A 2,977-nucleotide genomic window follows, 5' to 3' on the forward strand; every position below is an offset into this window, starting at 1 on the left:
GTACTTAAGTACGGAATCTTTCCTTTTTATTTTACGGTCGAGTCAAAAACCGTAATTCTGTATTTATTTACAGTAATAAAAATCAAAAAAATGAAATCAATGTTCATGCAAATGGTGATAGAGCATATGCACAACCGTCGCTATGCGAAGCGTTCGATTGAACTCTATAGTAAATGGATAATTAGCTTTATCCGCTTTAACAATAATAGGCACCCATCTGAAATGGGAGACAAAGAAGTTGAAGTGTTTCTGTCTCACCTAGTTAACGCTAAAAATGTGGCGCCGGCCACTCAGGCGAGTGCGTTAAATGCATTGGCGTTCTTATATCGCGATATATTAGAGCGCCCACTTTCATGCGAACTCAACTTTGTTTCAAGTCGTAGGCAAGCCAAGCTTCCAGTTGTATTAACGCAGGAAGAGGTCGTTTCTCTTTTTGAGCAAATTCCTGCCAACCTAAAGTTACCAATATCTTTATTGTACGGAAGAGGTTTGCGGCTAATGGAAGCGGTTAGGCTACGAGTTAAAGACATTGATTTTGACTACAACGCTATTCGCATTTGGGATGGGAAAGGCGGTAAACATCGCATTGTAACGTTGGCTGCGGAATTAAAACCGGGTCTTACACGGCAAATCGCTATGGTAGAAAACTTCTTGGCGGCTGATTTAGAAAATCCAAAATACGCAGGCGTTTATCTACCTCACCGATTACGTTTGAAATACAAAAACGCGCCCAGAGAGTTAGGCTGGCATTATTTATTTCCTTCTTCTCGATTATCTGTCGATCCTGAAAGCAAAAGAGTGCGACGACATCATATTGATGAATCGAGTATACAAAAAGCAATACGGAACACGGCAAAAACTTGTGACATTAAAAAGAAAGTTACGCCTCATACGCTGCGCCACTCTTTTGCAACGCATTTGCTGCAATCGGGCGCTGATATTAGAACGGTGCAAACACAGTTAGGTCATTCAGACGTAAAGACCACGCAAATTTATACTCACGTGCTTCAGCAAGGTGCGCAGGGGGTGATAAGTCCTTTATCTCGTATTTTGAAGTAATCTGAAAAGTAATTAGAATCAACAAAAAAGGGCCCGAAGGCCCTTTTCAATATTTAGCTTTAAAAGCGCTTATTTAAACGCTTATACACGCTCAAATACGGTAGCAATACCTTGGCCTAAACCAATACACATAGTCGCTAAGCCTAGGCTTACGTCTTGTGATTCCATTAGGTTGATAAGCGTACCCGAGATACGTGAACCAGAACAACCTAGTGGGTGACCAAGTGCAATCGCACCACCGTTAAGGTTAATCTTAGTATCTAGGTGGTCCATCCAACCTAGTTGCTTAATGCACGATAGCGCCTGTGCTGCGAACGCTTCGTTAAACTCAGCAAGTTCAATATCGTCCATAGTAAGGCCAGCGCGCTTGAGGGCTTTTTGTGTTGCTGGCACTGGGCCGTAACCCATAATTGCCGCATCACAACCCGCCACAGCCATTGCGCGAATTTTCGCACGAGGCGTTAGGCCAAGCTCTTTCGCACGGTCTGCTGACATAAGTAGCATACCTGATGCACCGTCAGACAGCGCAGAAGATGTACCCGCAGTAACAGTACCGTTTACTGGGTCGAACACTGGGCGAAGTGCGGCCATGCTTTCAGCCGTGCTTTCTGGGCGTACTACTTCATCGTAGTCAATGAGCTTTAATACGCCGTTTGCATCGTGACCTTCAACAGGCACAATCTCGTTAGCCCAGCGGCCTTCAAGGTGTGCTTTGTGCGCTAGCTGGTGCGAACGCGCACCGAAGGCGTCTTGTTGCTCACGAGTAATACCGTTTTGACGGCCAAGTAGCTCGGCTGTCATACCCATCATGCCCGACGCCTTCGCCGTGTACTTAGCAAGACCAGGGTGGAAGTCGATGTTGTAGTTCATCGGTACGTGACCCATGTGCTCAACACCACCAATCATGTAAATGTCACCACGGCCGCTCATGATGCCGCTTGTTGCATCGTGAAGGGCTTGCATTGATGAACCACATAAACGGTTTACCGTTACCGCGCCAGTTGAGCGTGGAATTTGTGTTAGTAGTTGCGCGTTACGTGCAACGTTGAAGCCTTGTTCTTTAGTTTGCTGAACACAGCCCCAAATGATGTCTTCAATTTCCGCTGGGTTTACGCCAGGGTTACGCTCTAGTAGCGCGGTCATTAGCGCAGCAGATAAGTCTTCTGCACGCACGTTTCTGAAAACACCGTTTTTTGAACGACCCATAGGGGTACGTACGCAATCGATTACGACCACTTCTTTCATTAGTTTTTCCTCTGGGTCTTATGCGAAATAGGATTTACCAGAAGCGGCCATTTCACGAACGCCGTCTGAGATCTGATAAATAGGACCAAGTTCAGCGTACTTGTCTGCCATAGCAACAAAGTTCGCCAAGCCAATGGTTTCAATCCAACGGAAAATACCACCGCGGAATGGAGGGAAACCTAAGCCGTAAAGTAGCGCCATATCTGCTTCAGCAGCGCTATCTACAATGCCTTCTTCCAGGCAGCGAATTGCTTCGTTTGCCATAGGGATCATAAGGCGTGCAATAATGTCGTCAGCTTCAAAGTCTGTCTTCTCAGCTACGTGTGGCGCCATTAGTGCATATGCTTCTTCAGCAGGTGTTTTAGACGGCTTGCCGCGCTTATCAACACCGTAGTTGTAGAAACCTTTACCGTTCTTCTGACCTAAACGCTGTTCTTTGTAGAAAAGAGTCACAGGGTCGTTGTCTAGGCGAGCCATACGCTCTGGAATACCTGCAGCCATTACGTCTGCTGCGTGATCGCCCGTGTCGATACCTACAACGTCCATTAGGTAGGCAGGGCCCATAGGCCAGCCGAAGATTTTTTCCATTACTTTATCAACCGCTACAAAGTCAGCGCCGTCGATAAGTAGCTTACTGAAGCCCGCAAAGTATTGGAACAATACGCGGTTTACC

General features: G+C 46.4%; 3 protein-coding genes. 1 reads left to right on the plus strand and 2 read right to left on the minus strand.

Annotation, left to right across the window (positions count from 1 at the left end; all coding sequences use genetic code 11):
- Positions 1 to 90 precede the first annotated feature (90 nt).
- Positions 91 to 1,059, plus strand: coding sequence for an integron integrase (locus QVA83_RS05190; protein ID WP_287498205.1), 969 nt, complete (start codon positions 91 to 93; stop codon positions 1,057 to 1,059).
- 81 nt (positions 1,060 to 1,140) lie between these two features.
- Here the strand turns inward: QVA83_RS05190 and fadA are convergent, their stop codons facing one another.
- Together fadA and QVA83_RS05200 are read right to left on the minus strand one after the other, a co-directional pair.
- A complete protein-coding gene (gene fadA, locus QVA83_RS05195; RefSeq protein WP_156077845.1) occupies positions 1,141 to 2,304 on the minus strand; it encodes an acetyl-CoA C-acyltransferase FadA in 1,164 nt (387 codons plus the stop codon).
- Between the two features lie 18 nt (positions 2,305 to 2,322).
- On the minus strand, positions 2,323 to 2,977 hold a 655-nt coding region (locus QVA83_RS05200; protein WP_287498204.1), incomplete at its 5' end, for a 3-hydroxyacyl-CoA dehydrogenase family protein.

The sequence above is a fragment of the Alteromonas sp. AO-Serp genome, from assembly GCF_017849675.1.
Lineage (GTDB): Bacteria > Pseudomonadota > Gammaproteobacteria > Enterobacterales > Alteromonadaceae > Alteromonas > Alteromonas macleodii.